Source organism: Sulfitobacter indolifex (assembly GCF_022788655.1).
GTDB lineage: Bacteria > Pseudomonadota > Alphaproteobacteria > Rhodobacterales > Rhodobacteraceae > Sulfitobacter > Sulfitobacter indolifex.
This window is the reverse complement of record NZ_CP084951.1, coordinates 2,795,091-2,815,724: the sequence shown is the minus strand read 5'-3', so window position 1 is coordinate 2,815,724 and position 20,634 is coordinate 2,795,091. Positions and strand designations below refer to the sequence as shown.

The following is a 20,634-nucleotide window of genomic DNA, read 5'->3' as shown; positions in this document are numbered from 1 at the left end:
TGCGGCCGAGACCGCGAGATGTGATGCCCCTAGTTTGAGGCGTGGAAGGTGCGGCCCAGCGAGGCCGGCGCGGCGCTTTTGTCTGCCGACAGCACCACCAGAACGATGATGGTGATGATATACGGCGACATTGCCAGATACTCCACAGGAATGGCAACGCCCGCGCCTTGCAAGTTCAACTGCAACTGGGTGATGCCGCCGAAAAGATAGGCACCCAGCAGCGCGCGCCAAGGCTTCCAGCTGGCGAAGACGACGAGGGCGAGGGCGATCCAGCCGATCCCGGCGGTCATGCCTTCGGTCCATTGCGGCACACGGATCAGGCTGATGTAGGCGCCGCCAAGACCTGCGCAGGCGCCACCGAAGAGAATTGCTGCCGTACGGATGCGCTTGACCTTATAGCCAAGCGCATGGGCCGCATCGTGGCTTTCGCCCACGGCGCGTAGGATCAGCCCGGCGCGGGTGAATTTCAGCACCGCCCAGACACCTGCCACCAGAGCGATGCCGAGATAGAGGATGATGTCATGGGTGAACAGGATCGGCCCAATGACGGGGATGTCGGCCAGCGGGCCGAAATCGATATCGCCCAAACGTGGCGGTTTGATCCCGACGTAGCTTTGCCCGATGAGAGCTGACAGGCCGAGGCCGAAGAGGGTGAGCGAGAGGCCAGAGGCGACTTGGTTCGCCAGAGTGACTTGGGTCAGGAAGGCAAAGAGCAGGCTCAGCGCCGCGCCCCCGACAGCAGCGGCGGCGAATCCTAAGAGCGGCGAGCCGGTCTCGACCGCCGTGGCAAAGCCGCAGATCGCGCCGGTGATCATCATGCCTTCGACACCGAGGTTCAGCACGCCGGATTTCTCGACCACCAGTTCACCGATGGCGGCAAAGATCAGCGGCGTGGCCGCGACCAGAAAGCCTGCGACGAACAAGAGCGGGTTGATTGCGGAAAGATCCATCAGACAGCCTCCGCCGCGCCAATGCGCAGCCGGTAATGGGTGAGAACGTCCAGAGCGAGCAGGAAGAACAGAAGCATCCCCTGAAACACTTGGATCGCGGCGGCGGGCAGGCCGAGGTTGGATTGCGCGATGTCACCGCCGATATAGGTCAGCGCCATCAACCCACCTGCGAGCAGGATGCCGATGGGGTGCAAACGGCCAAGGAAAGCCACGATGATCGCAGTGAAGCCGTAGCCCACATTGAAGTCGATGGTGATCTGACCAGACGGCCCGGAGACTTCGAACATCCCCGCAAGCCCGGCGAGCAGGCCCGAAGTGCCAAGGCAAAACAGCACCAGCCGTGCCGGGTTCACGCCCGAAAAGCGCGCGGCGCGGGGCGCTTCGCCGGTGACGCGGATGGCAAAGCCGAGACGGTGTTTGGTTAACAGCACATAGGCAAAGATCACCGCGATGAGCGCCGCGACCACGCCCCAATGCATGCCCGAGCCGGCGAACAGTTCGGCGTTATGCGCAGGCGCATATTGTTGCAGGTTGCGCGAGCCGGGAAAGCCGTAGCCCTCTGGGTTTTTTAGCAATCCCAATGACATAGAGGCAAGGAACTGCTCGGCCACATAGACCAGCATCAGCGAGACGAGGATTTCATTGGTGCCAAAGCGCACTTTGAGAATGGCCGGGATCATCGCCCAAAGCCACCCGCCAAATGCGCCCGCGATCACCATCAGCGGGAAAACGTACCAGCCCTCTGCGGGGTAGAACGCCAGACCCGCAGCCGCGCCAAAGATGGCGCCCATGATGTACTGCCCTTCGGCCCCGATGTTCCAGATGCCAGCCTTGAACCCCAGGCTGAGGCCGATGGCGATCAGCACCAATGGTGCCCCTTTGATCAGCAGTTGCGGGCGGTAGTAGAAGGCATATTCGCCAAAGATCGGCTGCCAAAAGATCGTTTGCAGCGCCTCAACCGGGTCTTTGCCCAGCACGGCGAACAGCAGCCCGCCAAAAACGAATGTCGCCAACACCGCCATGATCGGTGTCGACAGCGAGAGGGCCCGGCTGGGCTGCGGGCGCTTTTCTAGGCGGATCACAGATCACCCCCAATGGTCAGAGTGAAAGTTGCGAGGTCTGCGTCAAACATGCGCCACCTCCATGCCATGCGCGCCGCCCATCATCAGGCCAATCTCGTCGACCGTCAGCCCCTGCGCGGGGCGCGTCGGGGATAGGCGGCCTTCGTTCAGCGCGGCAAAATTGTCGGAAATCTCCATCAGCTCATCAAGGTCTTGGCTGATGACGATCACGGCGGTCCCGCCCGAGGCGAGGTCCAAGAGCGCCTGCCGGATCGCGGCGGCAGCAGAGGCGTCCACGCCCCATGTTGGCTGGTTCACCACCAAAAGCTCAGGCCGTTGCAGCACCTCGCGTCCGATGACGAATTTCTGCAGGTTCCCACCCGACAGCGACCGCGCCGCATTGCCGGGGCCGGGGGTGCGCACGTCGAACGTCTTGATGATTTTCTCGGCAAAGCTGCGCGCCTTGGCCCAGTCGAGCATGCCACCGCGCTCCAGACCCTCGCGGGCGGCCCCGGTCAGCATGGCGTTTTCGGTGAGCGACATATCCGGCACAGCAGCATGGCCGAGGCGTTCTTCGGGGGCCGTCAATACGCCAAGCGCCCGGCGCGCGGTGGGGCCAAGAAGGCCAATATCGCGCCCGTCAAAGGTGACCATGCCCGCGCCGACCAGCGTCTCACCCGAGAGCGCGTTCAGAAGTTCGTCTTGCCCATTGCCGGCGACCCCGCCGATGCCCAACACCTCGCCGCGTCGCACCTCAACCGAGATTTCGCGCAGCGGCATGCCGAAAGCGTGGGGCGACCGCGCCGAGAGTTTGTTGAGCGTTAGCGTCACCTCGCCCGGCGCCTTGCTGTCGCGCGTGGGCGTTTTCAGCGCAGAGCCGACCATCATCTCGGCCATGTCGCGCGCCGAGGTCTCGCGCGGGGTGCAATGGCCGACGACCTTACCCAACCGCAGGATCGTGGCGCTGTCGCACAGGCTGCGGATTTCTTCGAGCTTGTGCGAGATATAGAGGATCGCGGTGCCTTCGGCGCTGAGCTTGCGCAGGGTTTTGAACAGGATTTCAACCTCTTGCGGGGTCAGGACCGAGGTCGGCTCGTCCATGATCAGCAGCTTGGGCTCTTGCAGCAGGCAGCGGATGATCTCAACGCGCTGACGCTCCCCAGCCGAAAGATCGCCGACGATGCGATCCGGCGCCAGCGGCAAGCCGTAGGTGTCTGAGACATCGCGGATCTGCTGGCTCAGCTCGCGCATACGCGGCGGGTTTTCCATGCCAAGTGCGATATTCTCGGCCACGCTCAGCGCGTCAAAAAGCGAGAAGTGCTGGAACACCATGCCCACGCCCGCTTGCCGCGCCGCATGGGGGTTTGCTGGGGCGAAAGTCTCGCCGCGCATCTGCATCTGGCCCGCGTCGGGTTTGACCAACCCATAGATCATTTTGACCAGCGTGGATTTGCCCGCGCCGTTCTCACCCAGCAGGGCGTGAACCTCACCCGGAGCGATCCGCAGGGAAACGTCATCGTTCGCGACGACGCCGGGGTAGGCCTTGGTCAACCCGGAGAGGTCGAGAAGTTTATCAGTCATGCGGAAACCTTTGTCTGGGTCCGGGCGATGAGAGCGATCAACGCACCATGTGCAATCTGGGCGGGCAGCTTGCCAAGCGATTTATCGCCAATAGGGCAGATGATGCCAGAGGGGTCCAGCCCCATGTCGCGCAAGCGGCGGGAAAAGCGTGATTTTTTTGTGTCAGAACCGATCAGGCCGACAGTTTCCGCCCCGCGTTTCAGCAAAGCCGCGCAAAGGGCGAGGTCGATGTCATGAGAATAGGTGAAGATCAGGTGGTGCGCGTTTTGCGGTGCGTGTGCGGCAAGGCGCGGCATGTCGGCGGCGGGGGTGGCGGTGACATGGGCGGGGATGGTGGCTGGGAAACGGTCTGGCGCGCTGTCGATCCATGTGATGGCAAAGGCGTTGGCTGGGCAGGCGGCCACCACCGCGCGGCCCACGTGCCCCGCCCCCCAAAGCCAGAGGGGCGTGTCGCTCCCGAATGTGGCGTCCAGCGGCAGCGGCGTGGGGTTGTCGAGCGGGCGGGGCGCGGCAGTGTAGCGCAGGTTCACCGCGCCGCCGCAGCATTGGCCAAGGCCGGGGCCGAGGGGCAGGGTTTGGCTGTCCTCGAAACGCCCTTCGGCCAGCAGGCGACGGGCATGGGCAATCGCCTGATGCTCCAACGCGCCGCCGCCGATGGTCCCGTCTATGGTGTCGGGCGTGACCTTCATCGCCGTGCCCGCATCCCGCGGGGCCGATCCGCGCGTGGCGGTGACCTCGACGTAGATCGCGGTCATTTCCGTGCCCTTCCAACGGCGGCAAGCACAGCCTCGGCGGTGGCGGGCGCTTGCAGGTCGCCGTAGCTGCTCCCGCAGGCCGCGACCGCATCCGACAGGGCCATGAAGGCCGAGATGCCCAACATAAACGGCGGCTCCCCCACGGCCTTGGAGCGGTAGACCGTCTGTACCGGGTTCGGCTGGTCCCAGAGCGCCACGTTGAATACCGGCGGGCGGTCGGAGCAGGCTGGGATTTTGTAGGTCGAAGGTGCGTGGGTCCGCAGGGTGCCGGTCTCGTCCCAGACCAGTTCCTCGGTCGTGAGCCAGCCCGCGCCTTGGACGTAGGCGCCCTCAATCTGGCCGATGTCCAGCGCCGGGTTCAACGAGGCACCAGCGTCATGCAAAAGGTCTGCGCGCAGAATGCGGTTTTCGCCGGTCAGCGTGTCGATCACCACCTCGGTGCAGGCAGCACCATAAGCGAAGTAGTAGAACGGCCGCCCACGCCCGGCGATGCGGTCCCATTCGATGTCGGGGGTTTTATAAAAGCCGGTGGCCGACAGGCTGACGCGGTTTTCATAGGCCGATGCGGCGGCCGCGGCGAAGGTGATCTGTTCGCCGCCGATGCGCACCATGCCGTCGGCAAATTGCACCTGATCCGGCGTCGTCTGGTAGCGTTCAGCCAGATGCTCGGCCATGCGCTCGCGGATCGTGTCGCAGGCGTTTTGTGCCGCCATGCCGTTAAGGTCAGACCCCGAAGACGCCGCCGTGGCCGAGGTGTTGGGCACTTTGGTGGTGTCTGTGGCGGTGATCTTGACCACCTCAGGTGAGACGCCGAAGCGCGAGGCGGCAACTTGCGCAACCTTCTGGAACAGCCCTTGCCCCATCTCGGTCCCGCCGTGGTTCAGGTGAATTGAGCCATCCTGATAGACATGCACCAGCGCCCCGGCTTGGTTGAGGTGCGTGAGCGTGAAGGAAATGCCGAATTTTACCGGCGTGATCGCGATGCCGCGTTTCAGCAGCGGGTTTTGCGCGTTCCATTCAGCGATTGCGGCGCGGCGGGCCTCGTAATCGCAGCTTTCGACCAGTCGGTCGGTCAGGGCGTTGATAATGCAATCGGTGACCGGCTGCTGGTAGGGCGTCGTTTGCACATCGGACGGCATGGCCGGGATCGGAGCTTTGTCGGTGGGCGCAGGGGGCGCGCCGCGTGACGATAGATCCGCCTCGGCCTCCGGCGGGGTGCGGTTGTCGATGGCGGTGCCGGTGGCCTCAACTTCGGTCGGGCGGTGGGCGTTGTCGGTGTAGTAGTTCGCGCGGCGCACGGTGAGCGGGTCGAGGCTCAGCTCATATGCGATATGATCCATGACGCGCTCGATCCCGACAATCCCCTGCGGGCCGCCGAAACCCCGAAACGCCGTGGCGCTGGCGGTGTTGGTGCGCAGCCGGTGCGAGGTGATGCGGATGTCGTTCAGATGGTAAGCGTTGTCAGCATGCAGCATGGCGCGGTCGGCGACCGGCAGGCTGAGGTCCATCGACCAGCCGCAGCGGGTGTAATGGGTCACGTCCAGTGCGGTGATGCGGCCCGTCTCGTCAAAGCCAACGTCATAACTGATGCGGAAATCATGCCGCTTGCCGGTGATGATCATATCGTCATCCCGGTCATAGCGCATCTTGCAGGGCTTCCCGGTCAGCGATGCTGCCACCGAACAGGCGATCGCTAGTGCGTTGCCTTGGCTTTCCTTGCCACCAAAACCGCCCCCCATGCGCCGGGTTTCCACCCGGACGGCGTGCATCGGGCGGCCAATGGCATGGGCCACCTTGTGTTGGATCTCGGTCGGGTGCTGGGTCGAGGAATGCACCAGCATGTCGCCATTGTCTTGCGGCAGAGCGAGGGCGGCCTGACCTTCGAGATAGAAGTGCTCCTGCCCGCCGAGCTCCATCTGACCAGATAGGCGGCGCGAGGCTTTGTCGAGCGCGGTGGCGGCGTCGCCCTTTTGATAGATGCGCGGTCCGTCTTCAAAGCGGCTGTTGGCGGCGAGCGCCTCTTCAACCGTCAAGATCGGGTCGCGCGGGGTGATCTGTGGCTTGCCCAGCTGCGCGGCACGGCGTGCGGCGAGGTGGCTGGTTGCGATAACCAGAAAGAGCGGCTGGCCTGCGAAGTGAACTTCGCCCGTCACCAAGAGCGGCTCATCATGGTTCGACGGCGAGGTGTCGCAATCATGTTCGAGGTCTGCCGCGGTCAGCACTTTGACCACGCCCGGTGCTGTGCGCACGGCATCAAGGTCAAGCCCGGTCAGATCGCCCGCTGCGACGGGGCTGAGACCAAATGCCAGATGCAGCGTGCCGCGCGGGGTGGGGATGTCATCGACGTAACGCGCGGCGCCGGTGACATGCAGTTTCGCGGCGTCATGGGGAAGGGATTTTGCAACGCTCATGCCGAGACCTCCTGTACATTAGTGGTCTGCCCGTTGGCGTCGTGGAAATAGCGCAGCAGCATGTTTTGGGCCGACTCCATTCGGTAGGCGGCAGAGGCGCGCATGTCCGACAGCGGGGTGAAGTCGTCCTGCATTGCCGTCATGGCGCGACGGATCGTCTCTTCGCTCCACGGCTGGCCGATCAGTGCGGCCTCAGCTGCAGCGGCACGTTTGGGGGTGGCGGCCATGCCACCAAAGGCGATGCGGGCGGTGAGGATTCCGGTGCCGTTGCCGGTAATCGAAATACAGCCGCAGACCGCCGAGATGTCTTGATCAAAGCGCTTCGACAGTTTGTAGCAGCGCAGTGTGTCATGCTGCCGCGGGATGGTGATGGCTTCGACAAATTCGCCCGGCGCACAGTCTTGTTTGCCATAGTCGAGGAAGAAATCTTCTAGCGCAATCTCACGCCGCGTATCACCACGCCGTAGGTGCAGCGTAGCCCCAAGGGCGATCAGTGCGGGCGGGCCGTCACCGATGGGCGAGCCATTGGCGATATTGCCGCCCAAGGTCGCGGCATTGCGGACCTGCGTGGAACCATAGCGCCGCAGCATTGTGCCGAGGCTGGGGTGCAGAGGGGAGAGCTTTGCTTCAACCTCGGTCAACGTGGTCATCGCGCCAATGCGCAGACCGGTCTCGTCCTCAGTGATCCCACGCAGATCGGCACAGCGGTTGAGGAAGGCCACAGCGCCGAGGTCGCGGAAGCCTTTGGTGACCCAAAGGCCCACATCGGTGGCCCCGGCGATCAGTGTGGCGTCTGGATTGTCGAGATACCAAGCGGCGAGGGCGTCGCTGCTTTCGGGCTGCACATGGGGTGCGCCTTCGGCCTTGGCGGGCGCGGGGATGTCTTTGGCCAGTTTGCCCGATAGGTTGCGCAGATGCTCCGGCACCGGCGTGCCTTCGGCAGCCTCGGCGGCGCGGATGATGGGGGCGTAGCCAGTACAACGGCAGAGGTTGCCCGCCAGTTGCACGTCATGATCCGTCGCCCCATTCAGATGTGCCGTGGCCATTGAGACGACAAAACCGGGCGAACAGAACCCGCATTGGCTGCCGTGATGTTCGATCATCGTTTCTTGCACCGGGTGCAGCGCGCCGTCGGTGCTTGCCATGCCTTCGACCGTGGTGACGGATTTGCCGTTCACCTGCGGTAAAAACAGGATGCAGCCGTTCAATGCGCGGCTGCCCTGCGCGTCCGTAATCATGACCGAGCAAGCCCCGCAGTCGCCCTCATTGCAGCCCTCTTTGGTCCCCGTCAGGCCACGGTCTTCGCGCAGCCAATCAAGCAGTGTCGTCGTCGGGGATACGTTGGAGAGCGACACGACTTCTCCGTTAAGAAGAAAAGTGATGTCCATCGGTTTTCATCCGCCGCGGTACTAAGTGGCCCTAAAGATGCGCGGGTTCGATGCGGCGTAGAACCGGGCGCGGGCGAGGTGGAGGTCAGGCTAGCGGGGCGGGGGGCGTCTTGGCAAGGAAAAATGTACCGGGGGAAAAATGCGCAACGGCCGATCCGGCGCTGGTGCCTCCGGGGTGGCTGGCGTAGTTTGCGCCCATGTCCAATGATCCCCGATTCATTCACCTGCGCAGCCACTCCGAGTATTCCTTGCTGGAGGGCGCGCTGCGGCTGAAAAAGCTGCCCGGCATGTGCCGCGATGCGGGTATGCCCGCGCTGGCGCTGACCGATAGCAACAACATGTTTGCCGCGCTTGAGTTTTCTGTCGCCATGGCCGGTGCCGGCGTGCAGCCAATCATCGGCTGTCAGGTCGATGTGGCCTATGTCGAGGTGCAGCCGGGTGAAAAGCCACGCCCGCCCGCGCCGGTGGTTCTGCTGGCGCAGAGCGAATTGGGCTATGAGAACCTGATGAAGCTGAACTCTTGCCTCTACCTCGACAAGGGCGGGGCGGTGGCCGAGGTGACACTGGACGAGTTGGAAGCGCTGAGCGCGGATATTATCTGCCTGACTGGGGGCCCGATGGGGCCGGTAGGGATGCTGCTGCAAGGTGGACAGCGCCCGGCGGCTGAGACGTTGATGGCGCGGTTGAAAGCTGCCTTTGGCGATCGCCTTTATGTCGAGTTGCAGCGCCACCCCGTTGACGGTGGCCAGCCTGAGCCTGAACGGCTGACCGAGCGTGGCTTTGTCGAGATGGCCTATGCGATGGATATTCCGCTGGTCGCGACGAATGATGTCTATTTCCCCAAGCCGGACATGTATGAGGCGCATGACGCGCTGATCTGTATCTCGGAAGGCGCGTATGTTGACCAGCAGCAGCCACGCCGCCGTCTGACCGCGCAGCATTACTTCAAATCGCAGGCCGAGATGGCCACGCTCTTCGCCGATCTGCCCGAAGCGCTGAGCAACACGGTCGAGATCGCCAAGCGCTGCGCCTTCATGGCCTACCGCCGGGACCCGATCCTGCCGAAGTTTGCGGATGATGAGGTTGCCGAATTGCGCCGTATGGCCAATGAGGGTCTAAAGGCGCGTCTTGCGGTGATCCCCCATGCAGTCAGCGTTGAGGACTATCAAAAACGCCTCGATTTTGAGCTGGGCATCATCGAAGGCATGGGGTTCCCCGGCTACTTCCTAATCGTTGCCGACTTTATCCAATGGGCTAAGGACAATAACATTCCGGTAGGGCCGGGGCGGGGCTCGGGTGCGGGCTCGCTGGTGGCCTATGCGCTGACGGTCACCGACCTCGATCCGCTGCGCTATTCGCTGCTGTTCGAGCGTTTCCTTAACCCCGAACGTGTTTCGATGCCCGACTTCGACATCGACTTCTGCATGGACCGCCGTGAAGAGGTGATCCGCTATGTGCAGGAGAAATATGGTCGCGATAAAGTGGGGCAGATCATCACCTTTGGTGCGCTGCTGTCCAAAGCCGCTGTGCGCGACATTGGGCGTGTGTTGCAGATGCCGTATGGGCAGGTGGACCGGCTGTCTAAGATGATCCCGGTCGAAGGCGTAAAGCCCGTCAGCATCGAAAAGGCGTTGGCGGATGAGCCGCGTCTGCGGGAAGAGGCGAAGAACGAAGAAGTTGTCGCACGGCTGCTGAACTACGGCCAGCAGGTCGAAGGGTTGCTGAGAAACGCATCGACCCACGCGGCGGGTGTTGTGATTGGGGATCGGCCGCTCGATCAACTGGTGCCGCTCTACCAAGATCCGCGCTCTGATATGCCGGCGACGCAGTTCAACATGAAATGGGTCGAACAGGCCGGGCTGGTGAAGTTCGACTTTCTGGGTCTGAAAACCCTGACCGTGATCCAAAACGCCGTTGATCAGATCAAAGCGGGCGGGCGGCATCTGCATATTGCTGCTGATGGCACCGAAATCTACCAGCCGCCCGAGGGTCATATCGACGATATCGCCACCATCCCGCTTGATGATAAGGCGACCTACAAGCTCTATTCCAGCGCCAAGACTGTCGCGGTCTTTCAGGTGGAATCCAGCGGCATGATGGATGCGCTCAAGCGCATGAAGCCGACCTGTATCGAAGACATCGTGGCTCTTGTGGCGCTCTACCGGCCCGGCCCGATGGAGAACATCCCGACCTATTGTGAGGTCAAAAACGGCCAGCGCGAATTGGAGTCGGTCCACCCATCAATCGACTACATCCTTGAAGAGACCCAAGGCATCATCGTTTATCAGGAACAGGTGATGCAGATCGCGCAGGTCATGGCGGGTTACAGCCTTGGCGGCGCCGACCTGCTGCGCCGTGCGATGGGTAAAAAGATCGCCGAGGAAATGGCCAAGGAACGCCCCAAGTTCGAAAAGGGCGCGATGGCCAATGGGGTCGATAAGAAGAAAGCGGCGGAGGTTTTCGACCTTCTCGAAAAATTCGCCAACTACGGTTTCAACAAGTCCCACGCGGCGGCCTATGCGGTGGTCAGCTACCAGACGGCTTGGCTAAAGGCGAACCACCCGGTCGAGTTCATGGCCGGGGTGATGAACTGCGATATTCACCTCACCGACAAGCTCGCGGTGTACTTCGAAGAGGTGCGCAAGCGGCTGGAACTGCCGTGGGTGCCGCCTTGTGTGAACCGCTCGGATGCCTCGTTCAAAGTGGTCGACGGCGCGCTCGTCTATGCGCTGGGCGCGCTCAAGAACGTCGGTTTGGAAGCGATGCGCTTGGTGACTGAGGGGCGCAAGGTGGAGGGGGTCGATAAGCCTTTTGCCACGCTTTATGACCTCGCGCGGCGGGTGGACTTGAAACGCGTCGGCAAGCGGCCCTTGGAGATGCTGGTGCGTTCGGGTGCTTTCGATCAGCTCGACAGCAACCGCCGCCGGGTGTTTCAATCGCTCGACGGGTTGGTGAGCTATTCGGCGGCGATCCACGAGCAGAAGGCCAGCAATCAGGTCTCGCTCTTTGGTGAGGCGGGCGATGATCTTCCCGAGCCGCGGATGCTGCCGTGCGATGACTGGCAATCGGCAGAGCGTTTGGCCGAGGAGTTCAAGGCGGTGGGCTTTTACCTCTCAGGTCACCCGCTGGACGACTATATGGTGCCTCTGCGCCGCAAATGGGCGCGGGAGACTGGGTTGCCTTTCCTCACGCTCGATGAGTTGACCGAGAAGGTCAGCACCCGTGGCGCGATGAACGCGCGGCTGGCGGGGGTCGTCGCCGGGCGGCAGGAGCGGAAATCGGCGCGGGGTAACCGCTTTGCCTTTGCGCAGCTGTCGGACACGACCGGCGGTTATGAAGTGACGCTGTTCTCGGACACGCTGGAACTGGCGCGGGAGCATCTCGAAGTCGGCTCGAAAATCGTCATCACCGTTGAGGCGACGATGGAAAGCGACCAGCTCAAGCTGCTGGGCCGGTCGGTTGCGCCGATCGACGCGGCGGTGGCGGATGCGGGCAGCATGGGGCTGCGGGTCTTTATTGACGGGCCGGGGGCGATTCAGGCGGTGGCCGATGTGCTGGACGGTGCGCGCCAAGCGGTCAAGGCGGCGGGCAAAGGGCCGGTGCAGTTCTGCCTGATGGACCCAAGCCTGCCCGGCGAGGTCGAGGTCGATCTGGGCCGCGAATTCCCCGTAACACCGCAGATCAAGGGGGCGATCCGCTCGCTTGACGGGGTGATGGAAGTCGAAGAAATCTAACCCCGGATCTTGCGGAGCTCCGGCTCTTTTTCCGCCCGTCGGTGGACGGCAAGCAATGGCTGCGCTAATTCCCTGACAACCAAAGGGGAGCAGACCATGTACCGACGCATCAGCCTTTTATTCATGGCAGCGCTTCTCTCCGCCTGCGGCATGGCGCCCCCCGCGCCATTGCCTCAGGTCGCAGAGGTCGGCTTTGGCACCGCCTTGCCATTTGGCGAGGTCGCCCGTGTCTGTGATGTGCGCGAGCAAAATTTGGGTAAGATGGTCGAAGAACCCGTGGCGCGGGGCTATCGGCTGTTCGATTCGCAACCCGGCAGCGCGGGGCCGCGCAGCTTCTACATCACCGGTTTTGCGGATGATTGCGCGCGGCAGTTGACGGCGGCCAATGTGTTGTTCGGCACGCCCTCGGTCTACGAACAGTTGCACTATGGCCCGGCCGGGGAAAACCTGCCCACCGCCGAGACCGACGCGGCCTATGAGGCGATCAAAGCCAACGTCTGCGGCGCGGGCAAGGGCAAACCCTGCGGCAAGCGGATTGGCACGCTCGATGATACGGCGTTTTTCGTCAGCGCCTATGAGCGTTTGGGCCAGACCGCGCGGTGGTCAGAGGTGCTGGTACATGACGGGGCCGTGGCCGCCGTGGCAATGAAATCAGCGAATTGAGCAGAACCGCCGCTTAGTAGTGCGGGGGCCGCTCATCGCCCATGACGACAGCGCCACCGCCCGAGGCATCCCGCTCCCCTTCGCGCTGCATCAACATATGCACGCGGCGGTTCAGAGTGACGATCTCATCCTCCTGACGGGTGACGATCTCTGACATATCGTCGACCGCGCGGGTCAGATGGGCGATCTGCTCTTCGAGTTGGTTGATCCGGTCTGCGGTTTGGTCTGGTGTCTGATCTGCGGCTTGATCTGTCATGGGGGCGCGTCCTTTTTGCGCGATTTAGCATGGGCGGGCGGCACAGGACAGGGGCAACACGCGGCGTTGCTTGCTCTTGCGGGGGGCTTGGGCTAGACGCGAGGCCAATTGATGCACCGAGGATCCTTGCTATGGCAAAGCCCAAGAAAACCCCACGTCCCAAGGCGCAGACCCCGAAGGGGTTCCGCGATTATTTCGGGACCGAGGTGACCCATCGGGCCGAGATGCTCAGCAAGATCGCCGCCGTTTATCACCGCTATGGGTTCGACGCGCTGGAAAGCTCGGGCGTTGAGACGGTTGAGGCGCTTGGCAAATTCCTCCCCGATGTGGACCGCCCGAATGAGGGTGTCTTTGCGTGGCAGGAAGATTCCGAAGGCGACAAGCCCGGCGATTGGCTGGCGCTGCGCTATGATCTGACGGCCCCCTTGGCGCGGGTCTATGCTCAGCACCGTAATGATCTGCCGATGCCCTACCGCCGTTATGCGATGGGGCCGGTTTGGCGCAATGAAAAGCCGGGGCCGGGGCGGTTTCGTCAGTTTTACCAGTGTGATGCGGATACCGTGGGCGCGCCATCTGTGGCGGCAGACGCCGAGATCTGCGCGATGCTGGCCGATTGCCTCGAAGAAGTGGGGATCGCGCGCGGCGACTATGTCGTGCGGGTCAACAACCGCAAGGTGTTGAACGGAGTGCTGGAGGTTGCGGGCCTTGCCGGTGACGACAAAGATACCGAGCGTGGCATCGTGCTGCGGGCCATCGACAAGTTGGACCGGCTGGGGCCAGAGGGCGTGCGCGCGCTGCTGGGCGAAGGCCGCAAAGACGACAGCGGCGATTTCACCAAGGGCGCCGGGCTGGAAGATGCGCAGGCCGATGTGGTCATGGGCTTCATGCAGGCCAAACGCGACAGCGGTGCCGAGACTGTCGCGCGGCTGCGTGAGTTGGTGGCAGGCTCCGATGTCGGTGTGCAGGGCGTGGATGAGCTTGAGCTGATCTCTGACCTTTTGGCAGCGGGCGGCTATGGCCCTGATCGGGTTGAGATCGACCCGTCGGTCGTACGCGGCCTTGGCTATTACACCGGGCCGGTGTTTGAGGCCGAACTCACCTTCGAGATCAAAGACGAAAAGGGCCGCGCGCGGAACTTCGGCTCGGTCGCGGGCGGCGGGCGCTATGATGATTTGGTCAAGCGTTTCACCGGGCAGGAAGTGCCTGCGACGGGCGTCTCGATCGGGGTGGACCGCTTGTTGGCCGCGCTGGCGGCCAAGGGGCGTTTGGCGTCGGAAGCCACTGGCCCCGTCGTCGTCACCGTGATGGACCGGGATCGCATGGCCGATTATCAGGCGATGGTCGCCGAGTTGCGGCAGGCGGGGATCCGGGCGGAGGTTTACCTCGGCAATCCGAAGAACTTCGGCAACCAGATGAAATACGCTGATAAACGGCAAAGCCCGGTCGTCGTTATTGAAGGCGGTGACGAGCAGGACCGCGGTGTGGTGCAGATCAAGGACATGGTGCTCGGCGCGCAGATGGCGCAGGACGCGAGCCATGATGAGTGGAAAGAGCGCAAGAACCAATACGAGGTGAAGCGTAGTGATCTAATCAAGGCGGTCCGCGATATTCTGGATCGGACAAGCTGATGCCCACACGTTCCGAAACGCTGGCGCGTGCCGCGTCCCTGCGCGCGATTTTCGACGCGCAGGGCGCCGTGCTGGTTGAACCGCCGATCCTACAACCGGCCGACACGCTGCTGGACCTCTACGGCGAGGACATCCGCGCGCGGGCCTATGTGACATCGGATGCCCTGCGCGGAGAGCAGATGCTGCGCCCCGACTTCACGGTGCCGGTGGTGCAGATGCATATGGCCCATGGGGCCGAGCCTGCACGCTACACCTATTCGGGAGAGGTCTTTCGGCGGCAAGAGCATGATCCGAACCGCGCCAACGAATATATCCAAGTGGGGTTTGAGGTCTTTGACCGTGTCGACCCGGCGGCGGCCGATGCCGAGGTTTTCGCCCTGATTGCCGAGGCGATGCACGGTCTGCCGGTGCGCCCCGTGACGGGCGATATCGGCGTGTTGATGGCGGCAGTGCAGGGGCTTGGCACCTCGCCCGCGCGTAAACAGGCGTTGATGCGGCACATCTGGCGCCCGCGTCGGTTCCGCGCATTGCTTGACCGCTATGCCGGGCGCACGCCGGTGCCTGCTGGGCGCAAGGCGCTGCTCGCCAATGCCGACGCGGTTTGCGATGCCCCCAAGGTCGGTCTGCGGTCGCAGGCAGAGATCGAAGCGCGTGTTGCGGCGCTGCGTGAAGATGCCACAACAGCCCCGATTTCCGCCCAGCAGGTCGACCTGTTTGAGGCGCTGCTAGAGATTAAAGAAACCCTGCCCAACGCACTCAGCCGTCTGCGTGATCTGGCCGTCGACATGCCTGCCATCGGCGATGCTGTGGCCCGCGTTGCCGCCCGCGCCGAAGCGATGCGCGCGCGCGGGATCGACACCGATGCGCTGTTGTTCGAGGCCAGCCATGGCCGGTCGTCAATGGAATATTACGACGGTTTTGTCTTTGCCTTTAAGGCCAATGCGCGCCCCGATCTGCCGAATATCGCCAGCGGCGGCCGCTATGACGCGCTGACCCGACGATTGGGGCAGGGCGATGAAATCCCGGCGGTGGGCGGTGTGATGCGCCCCGGTCTGATGCTGGAACTGGAGGCCGGGCAATGACGCTGAAACTTGGCGTGCCGTCCAAGGGGCGGCTGATGGAAAAGACCTTTGAATGGTTCGGCGCGCGGGGCGTGCGCCTGCAGCGCACCGGGTCTGACCGCGAATATGCGGGCAAGGTCGAAGGGATTGAGGATGTCTCTCTGGTGTTGCTCTCAGCCGGGGAAATCCCGCGCGAGCTTTCGGCGGGGCGCATCCACCTTGGCGTGACCGGCACCGATCTAGTGCAGGAGAAACTGGCGCTTTGGGATCAATTGGTTGAGCCGCTGGAAGAGTTGAACTTTGGCCATGCCGATCTGATCATCGCCGTGCCCCAGGCGTGGGTCGATGTCGATACGCTGGATGATCTGGATGCCGCGGCTGCTGCTTTCCGCGCCGAACATGGTTTCCGTCTGCGGATTGCGACCAAGTATCACCGGCTGGTGCGGGAATTCCTGCGCACCCATGGGGTTGCCGACTATGCGCTGGTCGACAGCCAAGGCGCGACCGAAGGCACGGTGCTGAATGAAACCGCCGAGGCGATTGCCGATATCACCTCCAGCGGTGAGACCCTGCGCGCCAATCACCTGAAGATCCTCAGCGACGGATTGATCTTGCAGTCGCAGGCGACGCTCTGGCGCTCACGCATGGCACCGTTGGAGGATCACAGCCGCAAAGCGCTGAAAACCCTGATCGCCCAACTGACCTGACGTAGCGTTACAACCGCCCGGTTTTCTCTTGTTTTCCAGATCATTGCACCCTCTGAGCCAGTTCGGCTCAGGGGCGCTTTGCTGTGCATATCATCAAGCCCCTTGCGGGATGGCGGGACTTGGATAGGGTGAAAGGGTCAACAGGCCCGATGCCGAAAGCGCCGCCAAAAGGAGCAGGGATCGGGACATAGGGAGGATCCGTCGATGATCGGATGTCACGCGCCCCTCGCGAGGGGCCGCAGCTGTCGCCGCATGGGAGTGGGCGATTGCTGAAGATTGAGGATTTGCATCTGTCCTTTGGCGGCATCAAGGCGCTGCAAGGGGTGAATTTCGAAGCCGGGGCCGGAGAGATCACCGGTGTCATTGGCCCCAACGGCGCGGGCAAGACCTCGCTTTTCAACGCGATTTCAGGGTTTTACAAACCTGACCGGGGGCGTGTTTCCTTCGAGGGAGAGGATATCACCACGCTCAGCCCCGACAAACGGGCGGGTCTTGGGCTGGCGCGGACTTTCCAGAATATCGCGCTGTTTCGTGGCATGACCGTGCTTGATAACATCAAGCTGGGCGGCCACACGCGGCTCAATACCAACGTCTGGCAAGCGCTCCGTTATTTCGGCGCCGCGCAGAAAGCCGAGTTAGAGCTGCGCCGCGAGATCGAAGAACAGGTGATCGACTTTCTTGAGATCGACCACATCCGCAAATACCCGATCACCATGCTGCCCTACGGCTTGCAAAAACGGGTTGAGCTGGGCCGGGCGCTGGCGATGCGGCCGAAGGTTTTGCTGCTGGATGAGCCTGTGGCGGGGATGAACCGCGAAGAAACAGCGGATATGGCGCGGTTTATCCTCGACGTGCAGGAGCAGTTCGGCACCACGATCCTACTGGTCGAACATGACATGCATATGGTGATGGATATCTGCTCACGCATCGTGGTGCTGAACTTCGGCCAGCAGATCGCCAGCGGCACGCCGGAAGAGGTTTCCAAAGACCCCGCAGTGATCGAAGCCTATCTGGGGGCCGCAGCATGACGATTTCTTTCAAAGAAATCGGGCCGGAATTTTTTGAAAATTCCGGGATCCGGCACGGGGAGGCGTTCTAATGGGGCAGTTTGTTCAATTTGCGATCAACGGGCTGATGGCAGGGGCGATATATGCGCTGATCGCCGTCGGGATCGTCAGCGTTTACAAGGCCACAAAGGTGGTCAACTTCGCCCACGGCTACCTAATCATGTTCGGGGCCTATTTCTATTTCACCTTCGCGGTGATTGTGCCGGGTCAACCTTGGGCGCCTGCTTGGCTGGCCTCCTGGCAACCGGGCTGGATGGTCGAGATGCGGGGCGAATTGCCGATGTTTTCGCCCGTGGCAGCGGTTCTGGACTGGGTGGCGAACCTGCCGCGTATCGTGTTGGGATTGTTGGGTGCGTTGATCTGCAACGCCATTCTGGGGCGGATCATTGAACGGGTGCTCATGCGACCGCTGATGGGCCAGTCGATCTTTGCGATGATTATGGTGACGGTGGGGCTGATCTCGATCCTCTCGGGTGCTGCACAGTTGATCTGGACGGCGGATGCGGCGAGCGTGCCCTATATCGCGCCCAATATGCCGATCCGGTTTGAACTTTTTGGGACGATGATCTTCCTCTTTGGGACCGACTTGGTGAACATGTTTGTGGCACTGCTGCTGTTCGGCGGCATTGTGGCTTTTGTGAAATTCACCAAGGGCGGCATCGCCATTCGCGCCACGGCAGAGGATCAGTCGACCGCCTATTCGATGGGCATTTCGGTGCCCAAAGTCTTCTCGCGGGCGTGGGTCTTGGCCAGTACGACAGGCGCTATCGCCGGGGCGATTTTGGCCACGCGCAACGGCATTTCCCCCAGCCTCGGGCTTTTCGGCTTCTCGGTGCTGGCGATCGTGTTGATGGGCGGGCTTGATAGCTATGTGGGCGTGCTGATCGCGGCGATGGTTGTCGGCGTGCTTGAGGCGATGACCCAGTGGAAGATGGGCGGCGGCTGGGCCGAGATCGTGCCTTATGTCACCGTGCTGGTGGTGCTGGTTTGGCGGCCACATGGGTTAATGGGCCAAAAAGAGGTTGAGCGGATATGATTAACGCGAACCTCAAATCAACCTACGCCGCCGATGAGCGGGTGCTGAACAACCGCTACAAGCAGGCGTTCGTCTATGCGACGATTGTGGCGCTGGCGCTGTTTACGGCCTTTGGCAACGATTACTTAATCCTGATCGCCAGTCAGATGGGCATCCTGCTGATCGCGGTGGTGGGGATTAATATTCTGACCGGATATACCGGGCTCGTGTCGCTGGGCCACGGCGCATTTGTGGCCATCGGCGCCTATGCGGTGACGATCTTTGGCAACCTCGGGGCCGGGGTGATCCCGGCGGGGCTGATGCCTTTCATCTCAGTACCACTGGCTGTGGCACTGGCCGCTGCGGTGGGGGTGTTGGTCGGGCTGCCGAGCTTGCGGGTCAAAGGGCTTTATCTTGCCGTGGCAACGCTGGCGGCGAACTTCATCGTGATATTCTTGATCGAAGAAGACCTCTTTGCGCCTTGGACCGGCGGCATGGTCGGGATCAATACCAATGTGCCGAACTTGCTGGGCTGGGAGTTGGACACCAAGCGCGAGATGTTCGGGCTGATTGCGGTGGTGGGCCTCGTCTCGCTTCTGGCCGCACAGAACCTGATCCGCACCCGCATTGGGCGCGCCTTCATCGCCATTCGTGACCGGGATTACTCTGCCGAAATCCTCGGCATTTCGCTGCTGCGCTACAAGTTGATGAGCTTTGCCCTTTCCGCCGCCTATTGCGGGCTGGCGGGGGCGCTGTTCGCTTATTTCTACGCGCGCATTCTGCCTGAGCAGTTTGAACTGGCGCTGTCGCTAAACCTCGTGGCGGCGCTGATTATCGGCGGCATGGGGCGCACGATGGGTCCGGTGTTTGGCGTTATCATCGTCGTGTTGGTGCCGGAGCTGATCAAGGTGCTCTTTGGTGCGCTGGCGGGCGACAGCGCCGGGGCCGGGCAACTGCGTGCGCCATTGCAGCAAATCGCCTTTGGCGTGCTGCTGGTGCTGTTCCTGCTGAAAGAACCGCTTGGCATTAACCAGATCGTAGACCGCATATTACGCGCAGCAAACAGATGGCCCTTTGCGCGCGGATAACAACAACAGGCCACTTTAGGGAGAAGACAGATGACAATGAACCGCCGATCCTTCCTCGCTACCACTGCTGCTGCCACAGCGGCCATTGGCATGCCGATGATCCTGCGTGCGCAGCCAAAAGAATATGTGTTGGGGGCGTCACTGCCGCTGACCGGCCCCTTTGCCACAGCAGGCCAGTTGGTTGCGCCCGCCTTTGCCATGGCCGCGAAACTCTTCAATGACGAGGGCGGCATCGCGGGGACGCCCATTCGTTTCGTGACCGAAGATTCCGGCTATGTGCCGCAGAACGCGCTGAACAACTACCAGCGTGCGCTGGCGTCCGAAGGTAAAAACATGATCGGCTATTTTGCCGACAGCACCGGCGCGATGAAGCTGATCGCGCCTGAGTTGAAGGGCGAGAACGCGCGGATCATGGGCTCCACTTCATTTGCTTCCGAGTTGGCCGATCCCGCGACGCATCCCTACCAGTATCTCAGCGGCCCGACCTATCAGAGCCAGTTCGATATCCTGCTGCAAAACATCAAGAACGAAGGCGGGCAAAAGGTCGCCTTCATCTTCTCCAACACCGAGTTTGGCCGCGACCCGATCGAGCATGGCCGCAAACGGGCCGAAGAGCTGGGGCTGGAAGTCGTGTTGGAGGAAAGCACCAAGGCCGAGGGGGCGGACATCCCCACGCACGTCACCAAACTGGCGCAATCGGGCGCGGATCACTGCATCTTGCAGGGCTATGTCACCGGCGTTTGGCCACAGCTTATCGGCGGCGCGCGGCAGTTTGGCCTGCCGGTCAAGTTCAAGGGCACCTTCTGGGGCATGGAAAAGCTGATCGCTGACCGGATCACCGCCGAGGCGGGGCCGTTCCTTGCCGGTTACGAGGGTGTCATGCCCTACCGCTACTTTTATGACCGCGAAGACGCGCCGCGCTACCAGCAGTACGCAGAGCTTAGCAAGACGATGTTCGCAGGCACGCCCTTGGAGAACTACATGTCGACATGGGCGATCCAGACCATGTGCGGGCTAGAGATTGCCATGAAGGCCTTCCGCGATACCGCCGAAGCCGGCCAAGAACTGACCGCCGACAACATCGCCGAGAACCTCGCGAATATCTCTGATTGGGATTCGGGCGGCTTCTTTGGTGGGCCGGTGAGCATGGAGAACAACGCGATCGGGACGGGCCGCGTTTATGGCTACAACCCCGAAGATGGGCTGTTCACGCCGAAATCGGATTGGTTCACCGTTTAAGCAAACGTCCGGGGGTATAGCCCCCGGATT

Annotated in this window: 16 protein-coding genes; 9 read left to right on the top strand and 7 right to left on the bottom strand. The window is 62.3% G+C overall.

Annotated features, from left to right (window positions below; genetic code table 11):
* Positions 1-29: 29 nt before the first annotated feature.
* Genes DSM14862_RS13755 through xdhA form a run of 6 tightly spaced genes read right to left on the bottom strand, consistent with a single transcriptional unit; the run spans position 30 to position 8,146 of the window.
* Complete coding sequence (locus tag DSM14862_RS13755; protein WP_007117877.1) at positions 30-950, bottom strand: ABC transporter permease; 921 nt, start codon at positions 948-950, stop codon at positions 30-32.
* Positions 950-2,032, bottom strand: a complete 1,083-nt coding sequence (locus DSM14862_RS13750) for an ABC transporter permease (RefSeq protein WP_040700249.1) — start codon at positions 2,030-2,032, stop codon at positions 950-952. Before DSM14862_RS13750 ends, DSM14862_RS13755 begins: the two co-directional genes overlap by 1 nt.
* Before the next feature lie 42 nt (positions 2,033-2,074).
* Positions 2,075-3,592, bottom strand: a complete 1,518-nt coding sequence (locus DSM14862_RS13745; protein WP_007117875.1) for an ABC transporter ATP-binding protein — start codon at positions 3,590-3,592, stop codon at positions 2,075-2,077.
* The gene (xdhC, locus tag DSM14862_RS13740; RefSeq protein WP_007117874.1) at positions 3,589-4,347 is read right to left on the bottom strand and encodes a xanthine dehydrogenase accessory protein XdhC; all 759 of its coding nucleotides are present in this window, start codon (positions 4,345-4,347) and stop codon (positions 3,589-3,591) included. Before xdhC ends, DSM14862_RS13745 begins: the two co-directional genes overlap by 4 nt.
* The gene (xdhB, locus tag DSM14862_RS13735; protein WP_007117873.1) at positions 4,344-6,758 is read right to left on the bottom strand and encodes a xanthine dehydrogenase molybdopterin binding subunit; all 2,415 of its coding nucleotides are present in this window, start codon (positions 6,756-6,758) and stop codon (positions 4,344-4,346) included. The genes xdhC and xdhB overlap by 4 nt, the downstream gene beginning before the upstream one ends.
* Positions 6,755-8,146 carry a xanthine dehydrogenase small subunit gene (xdhA, locus tag DSM14862_RS13730; RefSeq protein ID WP_007117872.1) on the bottom strand — a complete coding sequence of 464 codons (1,392 nt, stop codon included), beginning with the start codon at positions 8,144-8,146 and terminating at the stop codon, positions 6,755-6,757. The genes xdhB and xdhA overlap by 4 nt, the downstream gene beginning before the upstream one ends.
* A 197-nt stretch (positions 8,147-8,343) precedes the next feature.
* On the opposite strand from xdhA, the gene dnaE reads away from it, so the two are divergent.
* Positions 8,344-11,880: a DNA polymerase III subunit alpha gene (gene dnaE, locus DSM14862_RS13725; protein ID WP_040700247.1), complete on the top strand. Its 3,537-nt coding sequence runs from the start codon at positions 8,344-8,346 to the stop codon at positions 11,878-11,880.
* 96 nt (positions 11,881-11,976) lie between these two features.
* Positions 11,977-12,543, top strand: coding sequence for a hypothetical protein (locus tag DSM14862_RS13720; protein WP_007117870.1), 567 nt, complete (start codon positions 11,977-11,979; stop codon positions 12,541-12,543).
* A 13-nt stretch (positions 12,544-12,556) separates the two neighbouring features.
* Here the strand turns inward: DSM14862_RS13720 and DSM14862_RS13715 are convergent, their stop codons facing one another.
* Positions 12,557-12,751 carry a SlyX family protein gene (locus tag DSM14862_RS13715; protein ID WP_040700622.1) on the bottom strand — a complete coding sequence of 65 codons (195 nt, stop codon included), beginning with the start codon at positions 12,749-12,751 and terminating at the stop codon, positions 12,557-12,559.
* 179 nt (positions 12,752-12,930) lie between these two features.
* Between DSM14862_RS13715 and hisS the strand changes: the two genes are divergently transcribed.
* From hisS to DSM14862_RS13680, 7 genes are all read left to right on the top strand, one after another.
* Positions 12,931-14,427: a histidine--tRNA ligase gene (hisS, locus tag DSM14862_RS13710; RefSeq protein ID WP_007117868.1), complete on the top strand. Its 1,497-nt coding sequence runs from the start codon at positions 12,931-12,933 to the stop codon at positions 14,425-14,427.
* On the top strand, positions 14,427-15,509 hold the full coding sequence (locus tag DSM14862_RS13705) for an ATP phosphoribosyltransferase regulatory subunit (RefSeq protein ID WP_007117867.1): 1,083 nt from the start codon (positions 14,427-14,429) through the stop codon (positions 15,507-15,509). Before hisS ends, DSM14862_RS13705 begins: the two co-directional genes overlap by 1 nt.
* Complete coding sequence (gene hisG / locus DSM14862_RS13700) at positions 15,506-16,195, top strand: ATP phosphoribosyltransferase (protein ID WP_007117866.1); 690 nt, start codon at positions 15,506-15,508, stop codon at positions 16,193-16,195. Before DSM14862_RS13705 ends, hisG begins: the two co-directional genes overlap by 4 nt.
* A gap of 212 nt (positions 16,196-16,407) precedes the next feature.
* Positions 16,408-17,223 carry an ABC transporter ATP-binding protein gene (locus DSM14862_RS13695; protein WP_007117865.1) on the top strand — a complete coding sequence of 272 codons (816 nt, stop codon included), beginning with the start codon at positions 16,408-16,410 and terminating at the stop codon, positions 17,221-17,223.
* A gap of 70 nt (positions 17,224-17,293) precedes the next feature.
* Positions 17,294-18,298: a branched-chain amino acid ABC transporter permease gene (locus tag DSM14862_RS13690; RefSeq protein ID WP_007117863.1), complete on the top strand. Its 1,005-nt coding sequence runs from the start codon at positions 17,294-17,296 to the stop codon at positions 18,296-18,298.
* Positions 18,295-19,365 carry a branched-chain amino acid ABC transporter permease gene (locus DSM14862_RS13685; protein ID WP_007117862.1) on the top strand — a complete coding sequence of 357 codons (1,071 nt, stop codon included), beginning with the start codon at positions 18,295-18,297 and terminating at the stop codon, positions 19,363-19,365. Before DSM14862_RS13690 ends, DSM14862_RS13685 begins: the two co-directional genes overlap by 4 nt.
* 30 nt (positions 19,366-19,395) lie before the next feature.
* Positions 19,396-20,604, top strand: coding sequence for an ABC transporter substrate-binding protein (locus DSM14862_RS13680; RefSeq protein ID WP_113075653.1), 1,209 nt, complete (start codon positions 19,396-19,398; stop codon positions 20,602-20,604).
* Positions 20,605-20,634: the final 30 nt, after the last annotated feature.